This is a genomic window from Lichenicola sp. GTC18331, from assembly GCF_055386855.1.
Map to the genome: position 1 here is coordinate 822,807 of NZ_AP045015.1, position 18,990 is coordinate 841,796.

The following is an 18,990-nucleotide window of genomic DNA, read 5'->3' on the forward strand; positions in this document are numbered from 1 at the left end:
CTTTTGCCGGTCATCGTGCAAAGCGTTGTATCGGTGTCCTGCCGAAACGACCAACCCGGACCGGCATGGACACAGGCCGTATCCGGCGGTTGCAGCCGGGAATGACGACCGTTCGCGCCGGCTCACATCGTTCGCAGCGACCGATGGAACGGCTAGGAGCGGCCTGTCGGATGTCTTATGATCTTCTCTGTCGTGGAGACGAGAGTTTCCGGTGCGGCAGCCGGTCTGACCGGCGCGCGACGATCGCGCGGCGGCGGCGCTGGCCATGTCCGACAGCCTCGTCCGCATTCGAAAGCGGCAGACATTAGACAATCACGTTTTCTTAACGAGCCCAATCTCATTATCGGCTTTCCAGCCGCCTTCGGATCGCTTCTCATGACGGTCGCTTCACCCAGACAAGGGCTTCGGGTCAGCTCGGACATCTACAAGGTCCTGGTCGGCGATCTCGCCTTCAGCACGGTTCCCACCACGATCATGGGCGCGACGCTGGTTCTCGTCTGCCTCGTCGCAGGCGGCATGAACGGCAACCGGTTTCTTCTCGTCACCGCCTGCGGCTCTGCCGCCGGCATGACGGGCAAACTCGTTCTGATGGCGTGGCAGCGGCGCCTGATGCGGGACGACACGATCACCTTCGCGCTGGCACGCAGGTTCGCCGTCCAGCATCGCATCGCGACGTTTCTGACCGCCGCCTGCGTCGCCGGGACATCGGCCTGGATATTCCTGCATCTTTCGACAGAATGGCACATGCTGGCGGCCACGCTCCTGTTCGCCTACGGCTCGGGTGTGGTCGGGCGGCTGAGCATTCTTCCGACCCTGGCCATTCCGGCCCTGATCCTGGCGAGCGTTCCGGGTATCGTCGCCTGTGCGATGTACGACGACACTGCCCATCGTCTGTCGTCGGGGATCTTCGTCGTTTTCGTCATGGGCAGTTTCGAAACCGTCCGTCATCTGCACCGGCGTGCGGTCCGGCACATCACGACCGAGCTGGACATGGCGACGTTGGCGCGAAAGGACGCGCTGACGGGCCTGTTCAATCGTCTGGGCTTTCGCGAAGCGCTGCGCTCGCGGTCCAGCCGGAGCTCCGGCCTGCTGGTGATCCACTGTCTCGATCTCGATGGTTTCAAGGCCGTGAACGATCGGCTCGGACATGCCGCGGGCGACGACCTTCTCGTTCAGGTCGCGTGCCGGATCCAGACGCTGGCGGACGGCATCGTCGTCGGCCGGTTGGGCGGAGACGAATTCGCGGTCCTGCAGACCGGACTGCGCCGAACGGAGGATGCCTCCGGCCTCGCCGACCGGATCGTGGAGGCCCTGTCGCACCCCTTCGTTCTCGGCCGGGAAACGGTCAGCATCGGCTGCAGTCTCGGTTTTGCCGTGGACCGGGCGGAGAATGCGGATGTCGATGCGATGCTGCGCGATGCGGACGCCGCATCCTATGCCGTGAAACGGGCCGGGGGCGGCGGCGTCATGGCGTGGCAGCCAGGGCTTTGAGGCCGGACCGGGACGATCGGAGGGTCGACGACAGGAGCGTCTTGGGGCGCATGCCGGCAAAGGCAGCCGAGCCGTTCTCGCGCAGCCAGGCCGGGCGACGCCTGCGATCGATCATTGCGCCAACAGGTGCTCCAGCATGTCGGCCCGCTTGATGGAAACCCAGGCCTCCGCGCCGTCCGCGCCCCAGCCGGGGTAGGCCGCAGCGGCGAAGCGGCCCCAGGCATCGCGATAGGCGATCCAGCCTGCCTGCGTCGCCTGAACATCGCTCGCGGCGATCGTCGTGTCGCCGAGCTTGGCGTCCTTGCCGGCAGGGAGTTTGCGCAGGGCGGCGTCGATCCGTTTCTGCGCCGCATCGCGCTGGGCGCGGCCGAGCTTCGGCGGGGCGCCGCGCTCGAGACGCTCGAACATGGCGGCGAAATCGGCGTTCTGGAGTTGCTCCTCCTCGGTCACGAAGGCGTTGCGCAGGGTGCCGCTGAGGTCGATCTCGTTTTGTGAACGCAGCTCGGCCCAGTGCTTCTGCGCAGCACGGAGACCGGCGAAAGCGGCCTGTGCCCGTGGCGGCACCCTGGATGCGAACGCCGCGACCACGGCTTCGAAAGCGACCGCCTTGAAGCGGGCGTCGTGTTCGGCGCATTCGCCGCCCGCTTCGCCGCTGGTGGCGTCGTCGCAGGGCGAGAAGGTCGGCTTATACCAGCTCTCATGCAGGAGACCGGCCACGTGCATGACACGCGATTGCCGCGCGGCGATGGAGTCTTGGGACATGCAGGCGTATTTCACCGCGAGCGCCTTGTTGCGGGGCACGCCCATGCCGTTGGCGTAGATCGTCGTCAGGATCGACGTTCCGCCGAACAAGGGGGCTTCGTGACCCTGCTCCAGGCTGTCCGCTTCCACGAACGCGCACAGCCGGGCCCGCGCCGGATCGGCGGGACGCCCGATGCCGTAGAGCAGGGTCTCGCTGTCGCAATGCGCGAGGGATGCCTGCTGCGCCGGCGTCGGCAGGTCCGCCGCCGGAGGTTCCGTGTCGGCATAACGCTGGCAGAGCGCTTCGACCTGTTTCGGGTCCGGTTCGCCCGGGATCCCTTGCGCGCAGACGGGACTGGCGGCCAGCAGGGCGAGCACGGCCACGATCGACGGCGATGGGTTCATCATTCCGGCATCGTGTGTGATCCTGAGGGGCGGCGCAAAGGGCGTCCGGAATCGCCACGGAGCACCGAGCCGAATGCTGTCCACCCTGGTCGCCCTTCTGCTGGCTTCCGTGATCGCCGTGCCGGTCTCGCGCCGGCTCGGTTTCGGCAGCGTGCTCGGTTATCTGGTGGGCGGGGCGCTGATCGGGCCGAACGTGCTGGGGCTGGTGTCTGGGATCGACCAGATCCAGGCCGTATCGGAACTCGGCGTGGTGATGCTCTTGTTCCTGATCGGTCTGGAGCTGCGCCCGATCCGGCTCTGGACGCTGCGGCGTTCGGTGTTCGGTCTGGGCGCCGCGCAGGTGTTCGGCTGTGCCGCCGCGCTGGCGGTGGCGATCCATGCCGGGTCCGCGGCCAGCGTGTCCGACCTCACCCTGGGCTGGCCGGCCGCGATCGCGCTGGGGCTCGGGCTCGCCTTATCGTCCACCGCCATCGTTCTGCCGATGCTGGGCGAGCGGCAATTGCTGGAAGGGCGGGCCGGGCGGGACGGGTTCGCCGTGCTTCTGTTCCAGGATCTGAGCTTCATTCCGCTGGTGGCGCTGGTGCCGCTGCTCGGATTGTCGCATCCGCATGATCTGCATGCGCTGGAAGCGAGCGCCCTGCCCTGGCGTGCGGTCGGGACCGGGATCGCCGCGATCGGGGCGATCCTGCTCGGCGGGCTGGTGCTTCTGCCGCGCCTGTTCCGGTTGATCGGCGGGGCGCGGACGCCGGAATCCTTCACCGCCGTGGCGCTGCTGACGGTGGCGTTGACGGCGTGGCTGGCGGAGGCGGCGGGCCTTTCGATGTCGCTGGGGGCGTTTCTGGCCGGTGTTCTGCTGTCGAACTCGGAATACCGGCACGAACTGGAGGCCGACATCGCGCCGTTCGAGGGGCTTCTGCTCGGTTTCTTCTTCATGTCGGTGGGCATGAGCGCGCATCTGGGGCTGCTGGTGGCCGATCCGCTGCGGATCGGGCGCGACGTTCTGCTGCTGCTCGGCATCAAGATCCTGATCTGTTTCGTGCTGGCCCGGATCGGGCGGCAGGACAACCGGAATGCCGTGCGGTTCGCTCTGGCGCTGCCGCAGGGGAGCGAGTTCTCGTTCGTTCTGTTCGGGGCGGCCGTGGCGGCGGGCACCCTGCCCGGCAGCGTGGCGGCGGAGGCGACGCTGGCGGTGGCGCTGTCGATGGCCGCGACGCCGATCCTGTTCGCTGCCAGCGAGCGTTTCCTGATGCCGCGCCTCGATGCCGCCGCGCGTCAGGCGCCGGTCTACGACGAGGTGCCGTTGCAGAACGCGCCGGTGATCATTTGCGGGTTCGGCCGCATGGGGCAGATCGTCGGCCGCATCCTGCGCACGCAGAACATCCCGTTCACCGCACTGGACCAGGATGCGAGCCAGGTGGAGGTGGTGCGCCGGTTCGGTGCCCGTGTGTTCTATGGCGACCCGGCGCGTCCGGAGATGCTGCGTGCCGCTGGGGCGGAGACGGCGAAGCTGCTGGTGGTGACGCTGGCCGAGCCGGACGACGTTCTGCGCGTGGTGGACGTGGCGCAGCGGCATTTTCCCGGGCTGCGCATCCTGGCGCGGGCGCGCAACCGCAAGCACGCGCATCTGCTGATGAAGCGGAACGTGCCTCTGGTGCGCGAGACGTTCCATTCCGCGCTGTTGATGACGGACACCGTGCTGGAGGAGCTGGGCATCGGCGAGAATGCGCGCAAGCAGATCGTCGAGACCTTCCGCGAGCACGACGAGCGGGCGCTGCGCGAGACGCTGCCCTACCATGACGATGAGAAGCGGCTGATCCAGACGGCGAAGCAGATGAACGACGAGCTGACCGGGCTGTTCGCGGCCGACCGTCCGGATTGAGAGGCCTGCCCATCCGACGAACGGACACCACGATAACGGGTGTATTCCGTGGTCGCCGGGCGGGATCACAGGAGCACCGGTCAGGGACGGATACAGTCTCCACGATACGATGACTGTTCCGTTGCCTGCTCGTGAGGCCGTTTTAATGTAACCGGCGGCGTATCGACACGTTGATTGTTCGTTCTTCACATGAAAGGACGAGACAATGCTCTCTCAGAAACGTATCGCGTTGATTGCCGCTGCCTTGTGCCTGACGGCGTCCGCTTCCTTCGCGGCCGAACAGACGCCGGTCGTGTCGCCCGCGCAGTCGGCGGCGAACGAGGATTTCGGCATGTTGTCGACGCAAGGTGCGGTCGCGTTCCACGACGTGCGCCTGGCCCGGCTCGCCATTTTCGATGGAAAGACCGGCGTGGCGCGGCAGCTCGTGAGCAGCGCCGAGACCGCCTTCCAGAAGGCCAGATCCGATGTCGCCGCCTATAACGAGGCGGAATCCGACCTGACTCCGCCGCCGGGCGTGACGCAGAAGACGGGCGGGGATGACGGCCTGACCGGCAAGGTGAAATGGCTGCCGGTGGATGGCGCGATGACGCTGGACGAGAACTACACCGCGACGCCGGACAAGCAGGCGAGCCTGTCCAAGGCCGATCACCAGATCAAGGCCGGCGACAGGAAGGGCGCGATGGACACGCTGCGTCTGGCCGGGATCAACGTGACGTTCGACATGGAGGTGGTGCCGCTGGAGCGCTCGATCGGCAAGACGCAGGATGCGCTGAACCTGCTGAAGGACGGTCACTACTACGAGGCCAACCAGACACTGAAGTCGCTGGAGGATGGCGCGCGCTTCGACGTGGCGAGCTTCAACGGGACGCCGAAGAATTCGGCCAGCACGACGCAGCCGGCGGCGGCGACCGCGGAGCCGCACAAAGCGGGCTGATCGTCGCGGATCGTGTCGGGACGGACCGTTCGACCGGTTCGTTCCGACGCCGCCTTGCCGCGATCAGTGCGTTTCCGGCAGGAGCGGTTCGCGATCGGCGATGGCGCAGGAATGATCTTCGAGTTCCTCGCCGGAGCCAGGACCAAGACGCAGTCGCGTGATGTCGCGCGCGTCCGTGAGCGTGGTGGTAAGCACGCCGGATTTGCCGTCGAGCAGGATGAAGCCGGGGCGGCCGTGTCTGGTGTCGCCGACCAGGACCAGGGTGTGACGGCCCATCTCTTCGGATGGAATCTTCAAGGATGCTGATAGCAGGCGGAACGGATTGGTGTCGCCCAACGTGTCGCCGTCGATCCAGAGGGCGCAATAGCGATGCAGGCGGAGGCGTTCGCCGAGCGGTTGCCAGTGGCGGGAGAGGCGCGACGACATGCGATCAAGCGCTGCGCGGATATCGGGACGGATGCAGTCCACATGGATATGCAACTGGTTCTGGCTGCGGCCGCGCTCAGAGTTGATCGCCAGGGCGAAATCGCGACGCGTGAGAGCGTGACCGGAGCGGTCGCGAGACAGCTTCGTGACGGCCCAGGCTTCGGCGAAGAAGTTCGGCGCGCCCTCGGCGAGAATGGCGGGGGATTCGATGCCGGTGATCTTTGCCGTTGGGATCAGCAGATACTGGGTGCGGCCGGTGATGTCCTTGAGCACCGCATCGCCGCCGGTCTCGTCCACCGACACGCAGGGGGCGGGATCGTGACGGTCGCGTTCGCCCGGCACGCAGCGCTCGCTGACGATCTTCCAGAGCGCGTCCGGATCAGCTGCCGTGGCCTGGGTGATGCCGAGCGGGAACAGCAGCGCGAGAACGAGGCCGGTCAGTGGGAGGCGCGACCGCCTCCCCTTCTTCGTCCAGCTCACGCCGTGACCAGTTCCGGCTGCATGCCGAGCGCCTGTGCCAAACGATCCAGACGGCGGCTGACGCTTTCGCCGTTGAACATGCCGCGCTCGGCGCCGAGACGCAGCACCAGCGCGCCGTTTTCCGGGGCGAGGCTGGTGCCTTCGAGCAATTCCGGGACGCCCGCACACAGTGCGTAGGCGAGACGCAGGGCGAGGCCCAGCACCTCGGCGCGGCGGAACCCGTCCACGTCGAGCAGACGGCGTGCCGGTTGCAAGAACGGCAGATCGGGCTCCGCCTCGTAGCGGATCGCCAGGGTCAGGCCGAGAAAGGCGCGTGTGGGGTGGTCGAAGGCGACGCCCTGCTGTCGCAGCACGCGCAGGAAGGTTTGCTCGGAGCGGTATTCCGGGTGATCGAACGCGCCGGTATCGGACATCCAGCAGGCGGCCTCGCGCAGACGGCGATCCTGTTCGGTTTCACCGCCGAGAACGCCGTCCGGCCCGGCGAAGGCGGCGTCGGTCCATTTCAGCAGGGCGGGCGGCAGAAGCTGGTTGCGTCCGAGCCTGCGGCACAGACCCTGCGCCGCGGCCAGCATCGGCTCCTCGTCGAGCGATTCCGCCGCGACATGGCGCATATACCAGCCTTCGCGCACGCCATCGACGCAGAACACCACGCGCGACGGCGCGATGCGGCGAAGCAGGCGGCGGAGAACGATGGCGGCGTAAGGAAGATCGTCGAGGCGCTTGCGCGGCGCGCCCGGCAGGCGTTCCAGCGTGCGCTTGGAGGAGCCGATGATCCAGCCGGTCATCTCGCGCGCCTCGTCGAGACGCATCTCATACTGGTGGACGATGTTGAGCGGGTAGAAGGTGCGCGCGATCTGGAGGCGCGCCAGGGCGCGGAAGGCGCCGCCGACCAGGAACAGGGTGGGGCCCGGAACGTCGCGCAGCCACTCCACCGAAGCGAGATCCTGTTCGACGATGCTGCGCGCGCGGTCGAGATCGCCGCCGGCGCGGTCCGACAGACGGATCACGCCGAGGCGGAGCGTGAGGGCCGAGCGCTTCTCGCCCGCGTCCAGCCTGACCAGCTCCAGCGAGCCGCCGCCAATATCGGCGACGATGCCGTCGGCGCGCGGCAGGCCGCAGCGCACGCCGGTCGCGGCGTAATCGGCTTCTTCCTCGCCGGACAGGATGCGGATCGGCACGCCGGGCATGAGGGCGTGCAGTTCCTCCACGAAGGCCGGGCCGTTGGAGGCGTCGCGCACCGCCGCCGTGGCCAGCACCTCGAACGGATCGGCGCCGAGCGAGCGCGCGACGGCGTGGAAGCGCTGCATGGCGAGCAGGGCCTGACGCATGCCGTCGGCGTTGAGCTTGCCCGAGCTGTCCAACCCGCGCCCGAGCCTGACCACCGCCTTCTCGTTGAAGATGGTGACCGGGTTGCGCGCCGTGCCTTCGAACACGACCAGACGGATCGAGTTCGATCCGAGGTCGATCACGGCGGCGCGTTTGGCGCGTTCCTGCGGGCCGGGCGTGTGTGAAACAGACAGGACTCAGTCCTCCAGGATGCGGTCGGGCCGGCGCGGCAGCGGCCGCAGCACCGGAAGCGCCACTTTCTGCCCTGCCGAACCGCGTCCGGAAAGAGAGGGGTTGGTCATGAAGTATTCGTGCGCCGAGAACGGCTTGGCGCCCGGATCGAGACGGGTCCAGGTTCCGTCCGCGCCCAGCGTCCAGGATTGCAGATTGTCCTTCAGCTCCATGACCATGATCTGGTCGAGCACCTGGGCGTGCACGGTGGCGTTGCGGATCGGCACCATGCTTTCCACGCGCCAGTCCATGTTGCGCGCCATCCAGTCCGCGCTGCTGATATAGACCAGCGCGTCGCGGGACGGGATGCGGTTGCCGTTGCCGAACACGAAGATGCGGCTGTGTTCCAGGAAACGTCCGACGATCGACTTGACCTGGATGTTCTCCGACAGGCCCGGCACGCCGGGACGCAGGCAGCAGATGCCGCGCACGACGACGAGCACCCGCACCCCGGCCTGGGAGGCGCGGTAGAGATGGTCGATCAGCTCGTGATCGACCATGGAGTTCATCTTGAGCCAGATCTGTGCCGGGCGACCGGCCTCGGCAAGCGCGATCTCCTTCTCGATCAGGGAGACCAGGGTGCTGCGTATGGTGAGCGGGCTGAAGGCGATCGCGTCCATGGAGTCCGGCTTGGCGTAGCCGGTCATGTAGTTGAACAGGCGCGCGGAATCCCGCGTCAGCGCCGGGTCCGCGGTGAAGAAGGAGAGGTCGGTGTAGATGCGCGCGGTGATCGGGTGGTAGTTGCCCGTGCCGAAATGCGCGTAGGAGCGCACCGTGCCGCCTTCGCGGCGCACCACCAGGCTAAGCTTGGCATGGGTCTTCAGCTCGGCGAAGCCGAACACCACCTGCACGCCGGCCGCTTCCAGCGTGCGGGCCAGGCGGATATTGGCCTCCTCGTCGAAGCGCGCGCGCAGCTCCACCATGGCGGTGACGGATTTGCCGGCTTCGGCGGCCTCGATCAGCGCCTTGACGATCGGGCTGTCGCGCGAGGTGCGATACAGGGTCTGCTTGATGGCGACCACGGCCGGATCAAGCGCGGCCTGACGGAGGAACTGCACCACCACGTCGAAACTCTCGAACGGGTGATGCACCACGATGTCCTTGGCGCGGATCGCGGCGAAGCAATCGCCGCCGAAATCGCGGATGCGCTCGGGGAAGCGGGGCACGTAGGGCACGAACAGCAGATCGGCGCGATCGTCGACGATGATCTGCTTCACGTCGACGACGCCGACGAGGCCGTCATGGCGCTGCACCTCGGAGGCCTCGACCTCGAACTCGTCGGCGACCAGCTCGGCGAGTTCGGCGGGCATGGAGCCGTCGATGTCGAGATGGATCACCACGCCGCGGCGACGGCGCTTCAGCGCGGTCTCGTAGGAGCGGACCAGATCCTCGGCCTCGTCCTCGAATTCGACGTCGGTGTCGCGGATCACGCGGAACACGCCCTTGCCCTCGGCATGGAATCCGGGAAACAGGCGGTTGAGAAACATGCCGATCAGGTCTTCGAGGATCAGGAACCGTGTGCGGGGCGGCCCTTTCTCGCCGGCGCGCGCCGGCAGTCGGATGAAGCGCTCCACCTGCCCCGGCAGCATGATCAGTCCGCTCATGGCGTGGCGTCTGTCTTCGTCCCCGAACAAGCGGAACACGAGGCCGAGGCCCATGTTGGGGATGAACGGGAACGGGTGCGCGGGGTCGATCGCCAGCGGGGTCAGGATCGGGAACACCCGGTCCATGAACAGGTTCTCGAGCCAGGCGTGGTCCTCGTCTTCCAGCGCGGCGGGTTCGAGCACGGTGATGCCGTTCTCGTCGAGCGCGTGGCACAGCTCCTTCCAGATGCGCTGCTGTTCGGCCAGCAGGATCCGGGCGCGTTCGCCGACCGCGGCGAGCTGCTGCGCGGGCGTGCGCCCGTCCGGCGAGCGCTGCGTGAGGGCCTCGCGCACCTGTCCGACCAGGCCCGCGACGCGCACGGAATAGAATTCGTCCAGATTGCCGGCCGAGATCGACAGGAAGCGCACCCGCTCCAGCAGCGGATTGCGTTTGTTGTCGGCCTCCTCGACCACGCGCTGGTTGAAGTCGAGCCAGGAGAGTTCGCGGTTGATGAATCGTTCCGGCGCGGTGCCGTCGATCGCGGCGGGGGACGGCGCCGCGGGCTGGGCGTGTTCGCCCGGAACCGCGCGTGTGCGCCGGACGGGCGTCGCCGAAACGGCTCTGGCCGCCGTGCGCGGCCGACGGGCCGGCTGCCTCGCGCCGTCGCTCTTCCGTGTCACGCCTGCGCCCGCCTCGTCCACCGTATCTCTCCTCAGAATGACGGTGGGGGAGCCTAGAGCGAAACCCCCGCCACCGGAACCGGCCAACCGGGGAAGGTTTGTTGACGGTATGGCGGCGACTCCCGCGTCCGCCGGCGCGGGCCGCGTGTGGCAAATCATGTCCGCCTGCCGGGCGGGCCGTCCGGAGCAACCCTGGCCGGGCTGGGGCGTCATGGGCACCGACATGATGTCAACGAAACGAACGCGTCGGACGGAACGCCTGTGTGCGGAGCTGTCATTGCGGTGAAGTCCGACAAATAAAACGACAATGCCGCCAAGGCGTTCGTCGTTTCAGTTTGCAATCATGGCTGAATTGTGGTCACCAAAGAGGACCACAGCGATAGGAGAAGTTGCTTGCCTTTGAACAATGCCGCACTCGAAAGCCAATCCTTTGATGTTCCGGCCCTCGATTACGGCAGGCGCTCGATCAGCGCAGGCATCGTTCATTTCGGCATCGGCAATTTCTTCCGTTCTCATCTTGCCGCCTACACGGAACGCTGCCTGTCGCATTCCGGGCAGCAGCATTGGGGCATCGTCGGCGTCGGCCTGTCCGGCGGCGCGCGTTCGGAAGCCAAGGCGGCTTTGTTCCGCGACCAGGATGGGCTGTACTCGCTGACGGAGATGGCGCCGGACGGTACCCGCTCGGTGCGGGTGATCGGCGCGATGATCGACAGCCTGCTTGCGCCGGCCGATCCGGAAGCGGTGCTGCGGCGCATGGCCGATCCCGCCATCCGCATCGTCAGCATGACCATCACCGAAGGCGGCTATCTGCTGGACGAGGAGAACCGGTTCGACGCCGACCATCCCGACGTGCAGCACGATCTCGCCCATCCGGAACAGCCGCGCACCGTGTTCGGCTTCGTGGCGGAGGCGCTGCGCCGCCGTTGCGACACCGGGGCCGGTCCGTTCACCGTTCTGTCCTGCGACAATCTGCGCTCCAACGGCGATGCGGCGCGCGCGGCGTTCACCGGCTTCGCCCGTCTGCGCGACCCGGCGCTGGCGGACTGGATGGAGGCGAACGTCTCCTTCCCCAACGCGATGGTGGACCGCATCGCGCCGACCGTGAGCAAGGAGTTGGCCGCTGATCTGAACGCGCAGAGCGGCATCGACGATCGCAGCCCGGTTCTGGCGGAAGCGTTCTCGCAATGGGTGGTCGAGGACAGATTCTGCGCCGGCCGGCCAGGCTGGGAGCGTGAGGGCGTGCAGTTCTCCGACGCCGTGCACGAGTGGGAAGCGGTGAAGCAGCGGATGCTGAACGCCTCGCACATGATGCTGGTCTATCCGGGCCTGCTGGCCGGGTTCCGTTTCGTGCACGACGCGATGACGGACACGAAGATTGCCGGGCTGCTGGACGCGTTCATGAGCAAGGACGTGATTCCGCTGCTGACGCCGCCGGAAGGGGTCGATCTCGACGCCTATCGCCGCGAGGTGCTGGCGCGCTTCTCCAACGCGGCGATGATGGACGGGCTGCTGCGCGTGGGCAGCGACGGGGCCTCCAAGATCCCGGTGTTCATGACCACGACGATCCGGCTGTTGCTGGAACACGGCTACGACATGAGCCGGCCGGCCTTCCTGATCGCCGCCTATCTGGAGGCGCTGCGCGGCCGGGATCAGAAAGGCGAGCCGATCCCGTTCGAGGAGCCGACGCTGAGCGAGGCCGATCGCGCGGCGGCGACCGGCGACGATCTGGACGCGGCGCTGCAGATCGCGCCATTCGCCGGATGGCAGAAGGCGACGACGCCTGAGTTCAAACAGGCGATCCGCGATGCGCAGACGCGCATCCGCGAAAAGGGCGTGCTGGGAGCGATCCCGGAATGATGGTGGCGGATGCGCGGGCGAGCACCGCGCAGACGGCGCCCGGCAGCGACAGGATGGGCGGGTTCGTCATCCTGTGCGCGGCCGTGGGCGCGTTGGGCGGGCTTCTGTTCGGCTACGACACCGGGATCATCTCCGCGGCCCTGTTGAGCATCACCAAGAGCTACACGCTGAGCACCGGCGGACAGGAGCTGGTGGTGGCGGCGCTGAATCTTGGCGCCGTGGCGGGTGCGGCGCTGAGCGGGCCGATCTCGGACCGGATCGGGCGGCGCCGGACGATCATGATCGGCGCGGTCCTGTTCGCGCTCGGCGCGGCCGGGAGCGGGATGACGCCGAGCCTGACCGGGCTTCTGCTGGCACGTCTGCTGCTGGGCGTATCGGTGGGTGCGGCGACGCAGATCATTCCCGTGTATGTGGCCGAGCTGGCGCCGTCGCGGCATCGCGGCGTACTGGTGGTGTTGTTCCAGCTCGCCGTGGTGGGCGGGATCCTGCTGGCGTTCCTGGTCGGCTACGGCGTGTCCGGGTCGCACGAGGCGTGGCGCACCATGTTCCTGATCGGCGTGATCCCGGCGGTTCTGCTGGGTTTCGGGATGATCGCCCTGCCGGAAAGCCCGCGCTGGCTGTTTCTGCGCGGACGCGGCGACGAGGCGCTGGCGGCGCTGGAGCGGGTTAGGCCGAACCGGGCTTCGGCGCAGCGCGAGATGAAGCGCATCCGCAAGGCGGTGTCGCAGCAGGAAAGCGGCTGGAGCGAGCTGAAGAGCCGCTGGTGCCGTCCGGCGCTGATCGCCGGTCTCGGCGTGGCGGCCCTGTCGCAGCTCACCGGGCCGAACGTGGTGATCTACTACGCCCCGATCATCCTGTCCCATGCCGGGCTCGGCCATGGCGGCGCGCTGCTGGCGACGGTGGGCGTGGGCGTGGCCTCGGCGCTCGGCACGGCCGCGGGCATGGCGATGGTGGATCGCACCGGGCGGCGTCGTCTGCTGCTGTTGATGCTTCCGGTGGCGGCCGTCTGTCTGGCGGTGTCTGGGCTGTGCCTGCTCGGCGGCGATCCGTCCGGCTTGCGCATGTGGCTGATGCTGGCCGGGCTGATGGGCTACATCGTGTTCAACTGCGGCTCGCTCTCGGTGACGGTGTGGCTGATCGCGTCCGAGGTGTTTCCGATGGCGGTGCGCGGCACCGGCATGGGTCTGGCGAGCGTCACCGTCTGGGTGTGCGATCTGCTGGTGTCGCTGACCACGCTGCATATCGTCGAGGCGCTGGGCACGGCGGGGACGTTCTGCCTGTTCGGGGCGGTGAACCTGCTGGCCTGGGCCTTCGTGCGCCGTTTCGTGCCGGAAACCGGCAACCGGTCGCTCGAGGAGATCGAGCAGGCGCTGCGCGACGGCACATTCGCGCAGGGGCGCGGGATGACCGTCGTGGAAAACGACGAGGACTGAGAAGGGGGGCGCCCTGGTTCGCCCCCCCTTTCTTCTTCGATCGGATCAGGGCGTCCTGGAAGCTGGCTTATAGCCGTCGGTCAGCGTGCCAAGGAAAGTGATGATATCCGCTTCGTCCTGGTCGCTCATGGCCGGCAGGTCCCCCGGATGCCGGTCGAAGGGCGGGTCCTGTACGTCGATGTTGGCGCGATAAGCGGCCGGAATGTCGTTCGACCCGACCGGCTTGCCGTCGGGCGCATGCGGGAACGCACGCGCCGGCGCCACGTCGCGGTAGTTGTAGAAATCCATCACCTGGCGCAGCGAACGGAACACGCCGTTGTGGAAGAACACGGAACGGGTTGCGACATTGCGAAGCGTCGGCGTCAGGAACATGCCGCAATACTGCTTCTGGTCGCGCATGTCGGTGCGGATCGGGCCGCACACGCCGAGATCGAAATAGGCCGGATCGCGGTTGAACACGATGTCCGGGTTGCGCGGCGCGCCCAGGGCCTCGAACTGGTGATCGGTGAACACCGGCGGCCGATTGTCCTGCACCTGATCCACATGGCAGCCGGCGCAATTGGCCCTGGCCGAATCGTTGAACAACCGCCAGCCGCGCGCTTCCGCAGGGGTGAAGCGGGCGCGGCCTTCGAGCCAGGCGTCGAACTTGCTGGAGTAAGGGTGGAACGCCGGCTCCTCGATCTGGTAGCGGGCCACGGCGAACATCGCCTCAGCCGCGAGAAGTCCGGGCTGTTTCATCACGGTGGGGCCGAAGATCTGCACCAGCTGCTGCGCATACGGCGCGCGCTTCAGCCGCTCCGTCACCGCATCGGCATTCTCGTTGGCCATCTCGAGCCGGTTGGTGAGCGGGCCCATCGCCTGGATCTGCAGCGTGTCCGCGCGCCCGTCCCAGAACAGCCCGCCCTGCGGCACCATGTTGGTGGTGGCGGCAGAGCTGCCCGCGATCTTGGTGGAGCGGCTGGCGCTGGCGCTGGCGGCGATGCTCTGCGCCAGCATCTGCGCCGGAGGGCCTTCGGCCTCGCCCTGGTCCGGCCCGACCGAGAAGTTCGGCTGCCGTTCCAGATACATCAGCGACGGAACCGCACGGACGCCGAACAGGTCGCCGTGCGCGCCGCCCTTCATCACCGCCATGGTTCCGGTCGGGGCAAACGCGTGCGCCGGATCGTGGCAACTCGCGCAGGACATGGTTCCGGAAACGGACAGGCTCTTGTCGAAAAAGATCGCCCGGCCCACCTCCGCCACCGCGGAGAGCGGCGCGGCCGGAGCGCGAACCAGGTGTACGGGCGCCGGATTGGCGCCATCGGCGTCCGGAACGGGCACTCCCGCCCACGCGGGTGTCCCGGCAAGCAGCAGCACCGCCATGGAAACCATGGCGGTGCCGACAGCGGCGCGTGTGGGTCTCAGGCTATTCACCGCGCCGGACCGTTTCAATTGTTGACGAACACGTTGGTGAACCAGCGCGGCCAGACCTGAACCGGCGGCAGCCAGTTCGGCCACTGGGACTGTGACGGCAGCGCCGTCACGAAATGGGACAGGGGCGGCAGGCCGGTATATTTCCATTGCGCCACGAGCGGCTCCACCCAGGCCGGCTCCGTCTGCGGGAAACTGTTCAGCCAGGACGGCTTGGCCCATTCGCCGGTGACCGGATCGAGGGGGAAATCGAGCGCCGGAAGGTGATGGGAGCTGTCGAAGTCGAACAGGCTGTTGATGGATCCAGCGCTGTCGTCGAACGAACCGCCCTTGATCCGCTCGCCGCCGAGCCAGTTGTCCTCGATGAACTTCACCACGGAAGCCTGCGTGATCCGGGTATGGTCGACGTAGTCGTTACGCGCCCAGGGCGAGATCACCAGGAATGGGATACGCGTGCCCGGACCGCAGCGTCCATCCACCTGACGGCCCTCGACGCCGAGCGGGCGACCGTTGGCAGAGGCGCAGTTACCCCAGCCGTTCAGCTGGTCGGCGCTGGAATAGGATGCGGAAGTGGGGGTGGCGTACTGGTGGTCGTACCAGCCGTCGGAATCGTCATAGGTGACGATGATCGCCGTGCTCGGCCATTCCGGGCTCTGCTCGATGGTATTGATCAGGGCGACGACGCCCTGCTGCTCGTCGAGCGGATTGGAATAGCCGGCGTGCCCGTCCTGGTAGGCCGGCATCTTGATATACGACACGGAGGGGAAGTTGCCGGCCTGCAGCGCGGCGTAGAAGTCGTTCAGGTCGTACTCGTGATTGGCCGGCTCGGTCGTGCGGCCATCGGCCTCCACGCTGGAACCGATTGCCGCGATCGAGCTCGGACGCGCATGGCTCGGATTGGCGGTGGAGGGGTAATACTGGAACCAGTTATGGTGAGGAATATAGTCGGTGATCGTGCCACCGACCACGTTGGACAGCGTGCTGCGCTTGCAGCCTGTGGTGCCGTTGCCGTTGGTGGCGGTGAGATCGAAGCCGCCCATGAACCCGCCCCAGCTGATGTGGTGGCCGTTCAGAAGATCGCCGATGTTCTGGCCCGACATGTAGACGGCGTCTGTCGTTGACGAGCAGACATCGCCGGCCGGATCGACATCGTTGATCATCGTCAGCCCGCCGGCACTGTCGGGAACGTAGTACGAGCTCTTGCTCGAATGCACCAGTTTCATGCCGTTGTTCTGGCCGGACGCGATTTCCAGCGCACCGGGTGTCGAGGGACCGAACGTATCGGTGTAGGCATTGTCGCTCATGGCGTAGAGCTGGGCGTAGTGCCATAGCGCGGTGACGGTGTTGCCGTCGTAGTAGCCCATCACCTGGCCGTTGGTGCCGAACGACCCGGCACCGCCCGGACTGCCGCGACCGGTGTAGCGCGGAAACAGATCCATCTTGCCGGCGTCGTAGGCCTGTTGCTCGGCGGTGTAGGCATGATTCTGGTCGGCGGTGGCAGCCTGGGTACGGTCGAGCCGGAACGGCAGGGATGCCCCCGTGCCGTTGCGCGGGTCCAGGTTCGGGTTGTTGTCGAGGAGTCCCGCGGTGGCGAGCGTATTGACGGCCGGAACCGGCCACGCGTTGAACTCCGGTTCGCCGTGCGGATTCGCGGCGTTCGGATAGGTGGCGAAATAATGGTCGAACGAGACATTCTCGCCGTAGATCACGACGATATGCTTGATCGGCGTCGCGGTGGACGCCTGATCCGCCGGGACCGGCGCGGCAGCGGCGGGCGCGATCGCCGCCGCCAGCATGCCGATTGCCGCGGTGTTCCGCAAAAGATGCTGACGCCAACTAGCTCGTTTCATGGCTACACCCGTTCCTGTCTGGCCGGATGATCGGCGCACGGCTTGCTGCACGATGGCGTGCCGCCGGGCCGTCGGATCATCAACGATGCCGCTTGAATTGCACGGGAGCACCTATGGGTCGCGCGCCGACGATGCGTCAATCACGCAACGGAAGGTTACACATAAGCTTCATGAAGCCATTCCGTTTCGGCACCGAGCGACGCGGCGCGGCGCATTTCGGCTAGAGCAGGCGCGCCCCGTTCTGCACGTCCCGATCCTGCGGATTATCGTCTTCCGAGAACCAGTCCGGCGGATCCTCCAGCACGGCGGCGGCCAGCGCGCGCGTCACGCGCCGGCCGGAAGCGAGCGCGGCCTCGTCCAGCGCGCGGGCGGCGTCGCGCATGGCGCCCGCAGTGCGCGGCAGGCGCGCCAGCAGCCAGTCCACCACCGAGGGTGCCACCACCAATTGCCGCTCCACCAGCAAGCGCAGCAGCAGGATGCGCAGCATGGCCTCGTCCGGCTGGCCAATCGGCACCGAATGGATGGCGCGCAGCCGGCTGGCGAGGTCGGCCAGCCCGGTGCTCCAGCGCGAGGGGGCCGCGCGCGCGGTCAGCAGTACCGGCAGCCCGGCTTCCGTGGCGGCGTTCAGCAGATGCAGCAGCGCGGCCTCGTCCGTGGCCTCGTCGGCATCGTCGACCGCTATCGCGCGCCAGCGTCGCGGGCGCGCGGTCCGGGACGGAAGCGCCAGGCCGCGCAGGGCGGTGCCGGGCAAAAGCAGTGCGTCGTGTTCGGCCGCCCAGACATGGAGCAGATGGGTCTTGCCGCTGCCGGCTTCGCCCCAGAGTGCCAGCCGGTTCTGCGGCCAGCCCGTGGCGCCGGCGGGGTCGAGCCAGGCCAGGGCGGCGGCGTTGGAGGGTGCGCGCAGGAAGTCGGCGCGTTCGAATCGCGGTTTATGCGCGAACGGCAGCGCGAGCTGGCGCCCGGCCGGACGCGTGCCCGAACGGTCCCCCTGGGCTCCCTGCCCGCTTCTGTGGCTGCCGCAAACGGAGGCCTGTGAGCCGCCTTGTTGTGCGCCGTGCTGTTCGTCCCGCCGCCGCACCGCTTTGCGCGCCGCCCCGTCTGCCTTAAGTGAGCGCTGACTATTAGCGGATACGGGCCGGCGCTTCGATCCCCTTCCGCCCAGCCGTTCCAATCGTTGCGGGAGCTCGTCATGACCACCGAATCCAAGCCGGGCGTTTCCTATCGCGACGCGGGCGTCGACATCGAGGCGGGCGATGCGCTGGTGGATGCGATCAAGCCTGCGGCGAAGGCGACCAACCGGCCCGGCACCATGGGCGGGCTGGGCGGATTCGGCGCGCTGTTCGACCTGAAGGCGGCCGGGTTCCGCGATCCTGTGCTGGTGTCCTGCACCGACGGCGTCGGCACCAAGCTGATGCTGGCGATCGAGACCGGGCAGCACGCGACGGTGGGCATCGACCTCGTGGCGATGTGCGTGAACGATCTGGTGGTGCAGGGCGCGGAGCCTTTGTTCTTTCTGGATTATTTCGCGACCGGGAAGCTGGCCGTGGCCGACGCCGCCAAGGTGGTGGCCGGCATCGCCGAGGGTTGCCGCCTGTCCGGTTGCGCCCTGGTGGGCGGCGAGACGGCGGAGATGCCTGGCATGTATGCGCCGGGGCATTACGATCTGGCCGGCTTCTCCGTGGGTGCGGCCGAACGCGACGCGCTGCTGCCGGGACGGATCTCGGCGGGCGATTCGATCCTCGCTCTGCCGTCGAGCGGCGTGCATTCCAACGGCTTCTCCTTGGTGCGGGCGATCGTGTCGGCGTCCGGGCTGGACTGGTCGGCGCCGGCGCCTTTTGCAACCGGTTGCACGCTGGGCGAAGCGCTGATGGAGCCGACGCGGCTCTACGTGAAGGAAACGCTGGAGCTGCATCGTGCCGGGCTGCTGCGCGGTGCTGCCCACATCACCGGCGGCGGTCTGCCGGGCAATCTGCCGCGCGTTCTGCCGCAGGGCGTGGTGGCGGTGCTGGACGGCGAGAGCTGGACCCTGCCGCCCGTGTTCCGCTGGCTGGCGGAGACCGGCAACGTTGCGGACGAGGAGATGCTGCGCGTGTTCAATTGCGGCGTCGGCATGTGTCTGGTGGTGTCGGATGTGCAGACCAGCTCGTCCTTGTTGAGCGAGCTGGGGATTCCGTTCTCCTTGATCGGGCGGATCGAGGCGGCGAGCGATCCGGAGGCGGCCCCTGCCCTGCGCTTCACGAAGCAGCCGCGCTTTCGCGGCTGA

13 protein-coding genes are annotated in these 18,990 nt (G+C 67.5%); 6 read left to right on the forward strand and 7 right to left on the reverse strand.

All coding sequences use genetic code 11. The features are described 5' to 3' along the window. The first annotated feature begins 177 nt into the window (after positions 1 to 177). Positions 178 to 1,491, forward strand: coding sequence for a diguanylate cyclase domain-containing protein (locus ACZ5BM_RS03845; protein ID WP_498910047.1), 1,314 nt, complete (start codon positions 178 to 180; stop codon positions 1,489 to 1,491). A gap of 111 nt (positions 1,492 to 1,602) precedes the next feature. On the opposite strand, the gene ACZ5BM_RS03850 is transcribed toward ACZ5BM_RS03845, so the two are convergent. Continuing rightward, a complete protein-coding gene (locus tag ACZ5BM_RS03850; protein WP_498910049.1) occupies positions 1,603 to 2,640 on the reverse strand; it encodes a hypothetical protein in 1,038 nt (345 codons plus the stop codon). A gap of 70 nt (positions 2,641 to 2,710) precedes the next feature. Between ACZ5BM_RS03850 and ACZ5BM_RS03855 the strand changes: the two genes are divergently transcribed. Then, positions 2,711 to 4,516, forward strand: a complete 1,806-nt coding sequence (locus ACZ5BM_RS03855) for a monovalent cation:proton antiporter-2 (CPA2) family protein (RefSeq protein WP_498910051.1) — start codon at positions 2,711 to 2,713, stop codon at positions 4,514 to 4,516. A 205-nt stretch (positions 4,517 to 4,721) separates the two neighbouring features. Further along, positions 4,722 to 5,450 (forward strand): YfdX family protein, encoded by a 729-nt coding sequence (locus ACZ5BM_RS03860; protein ID WP_498910052.1) that lies wholly within the window; start codon positions 4,722 to 4,724, stop codon positions 5,448 to 5,450. A 63-nt stretch (positions 5,451 to 5,513) separates the two neighbouring features. On the opposite strand, the gene ACZ5BM_RS03865 is transcribed toward ACZ5BM_RS03860, so the two are convergent. From ACZ5BM_RS03865 to ACZ5BM_RS03875, 3 genes are read right to left on the reverse strand one after another with little or no spacing between them, the layout of a single operon-like run. Further along, complete coding sequence (locus tag ACZ5BM_RS03865; RefSeq protein ID WP_498910053.1) at positions 5,514 to 6,356, reverse strand: CDP-diacylglycerol pyrophosphatase; 843 nt, start codon at positions 6,354 to 6,356, stop codon at positions 5,514 to 5,516. After that, complete coding sequence (locus ACZ5BM_RS03870; RefSeq protein WP_498911473.1) at positions 6,353 to 7,876, reverse strand: Ppx/GppA phosphatase family protein; 1,524 nt, start codon at positions 7,874 to 7,876, stop codon at positions 6,353 to 6,355. Before ACZ5BM_RS03870 ends, ACZ5BM_RS03865 begins: the two co-directional genes overlap by 4 nt. A gap of 3 nt (positions 7,877 to 7,879) precedes the next feature. After that, on the reverse strand, positions 7,880 to 10,198 hold the full coding sequence (locus ACZ5BM_RS03875) for a polyphosphate kinase (RefSeq protein WP_498910054.1): 2,319 nt from the start codon (positions 10,196 to 10,198) through the stop codon (positions 7,880 to 7,882). A 378-nt stretch (positions 10,199 to 10,576) separates the two neighbouring features. Here ACZ5BM_RS03875 and ACZ5BM_RS03880 point away from each other — a divergent pair, with 378 nt between their 5' ends. Both ACZ5BM_RS03880 and ACZ5BM_RS03885 read left to right on the forward strand, forming a co-directional pair. Next, a complete protein-coding gene (locus tag ACZ5BM_RS03880) occupies positions 10,577 to 12,034 on the forward strand; it encodes a mannitol dehydrogenase family protein (protein ID WP_498911474.1) in 1,458 nt (485 codons plus the stop codon). Continuing rightward, the gene (locus tag ACZ5BM_RS03885) at positions 12,031 to 13,467 is read left to right on the forward strand and encodes an MFS transporter (RefSeq protein WP_498910055.1); all 1,437 of its coding nucleotides are present in this window, start codon (positions 12,031 to 12,033) and stop codon (positions 13,465 to 13,467) included. Before ACZ5BM_RS03880 ends, ACZ5BM_RS03885 begins: the two co-directional genes overlap by 4 nt. 45 nt (positions 13,468 to 13,512) lie before the next feature. Here ACZ5BM_RS03885 and ACZ5BM_RS03890 read toward each other — a convergent pair whose 3' ends face one another. The 3 genes from ACZ5BM_RS03890 to ACZ5BM_RS03900 form a co-directional block, all read right to left on the reverse strand. Further along, positions 13,513 to 14,880, reverse strand: a complete 1,368-nt coding sequence (locus tag ACZ5BM_RS03890; RefSeq protein ID WP_498910056.1) for a cytochrome-c peroxidase — start codon at positions 14,878 to 14,880, stop codon at positions 13,513 to 13,515. A 14-nt stretch (positions 14,881 to 14,894) separates the two neighbouring features. Further along, positions 14,895 to 16,727: a phospholipase C gene (locus ACZ5BM_RS03895; RefSeq protein WP_498910057.1), complete on the reverse strand. Its 1,833-nt coding sequence runs from the start codon at positions 16,725 to 16,727 to the stop codon at positions 14,895 to 14,897. A gap of 220 nt (positions 16,728 to 16,947) precedes the next feature. Further along, positions 16,948 to 17,805: a P-loop NTPase family protein gene (locus tag ACZ5BM_RS03900; RefSeq protein ID WP_498910058.1), complete on the reverse strand. Its 858-nt coding sequence runs from the start codon at positions 17,803 to 17,805 to the stop codon at positions 16,948 to 16,950. 111 nt (positions 17,806 to 17,916) lie between these two features. Between ACZ5BM_RS03900 and purM the strand changes: the two genes are divergently transcribed. After that, positions 17,917 to 18,990, forward strand: a complete 1,074-nt coding sequence (gene purM, locus ACZ5BM_RS03905) for a phosphoribosylformylglycinamidine cyclo-ligase (RefSeq protein ID WP_498910059.1) — start codon at positions 17,917 to 17,919, stop codon at positions 18,988 to 18,990.

Coding starts and splice junctions, on each gene's coding strand:
- ACZ5BM_RS03845 (WP_498910047.1), top strand. CDS start 178: ATGATCTTCTCTGTCGTGGAGACGAGAGTTTCCGGTGCGGCAGCCGGT.
- ACZ5BM_RS03850 (WP_498910049.1), bottom strand. CDS start 2,640: ATGATGAACCCATCGCCGTCGATCGTGGCCGTGCTCGCCCTGCTGGCC.
- ACZ5BM_RS03855 (WP_498910051.1), top strand. CDS start 2,711: ATGCTGTCCACCCTGGTCGCCCTTCTGCTGGCTTCCGTGATCGCCGTG.
- ACZ5BM_RS03860 (WP_498910052.1), top strand. CDS start 4,722: ATGCTCTCTCAGAAACGTATCGCGTTGATTGCCGCTGCCTTGTGCCTG.
- ACZ5BM_RS03885 (WP_498910055.1), top strand. CDS start 12,031: ATGATGGTGGCGGATGCGCGGGCGAGCACCGCGCAGACGGCGCCCGGC.
- ACZ5BM_RS03895 (WP_498910057.1), bottom strand. CDS start 16,727: ATGAAACGAGCTAGTTGGCGTCAGCATCTTTTGCGGAACACCGCGGCA.
- purM (WP_498910059.1), top strand. CDS start 17,917: ATGACCACCGAATCCAAGCCGGGCGTTTCCTATCGCGACGCGGGCGTC.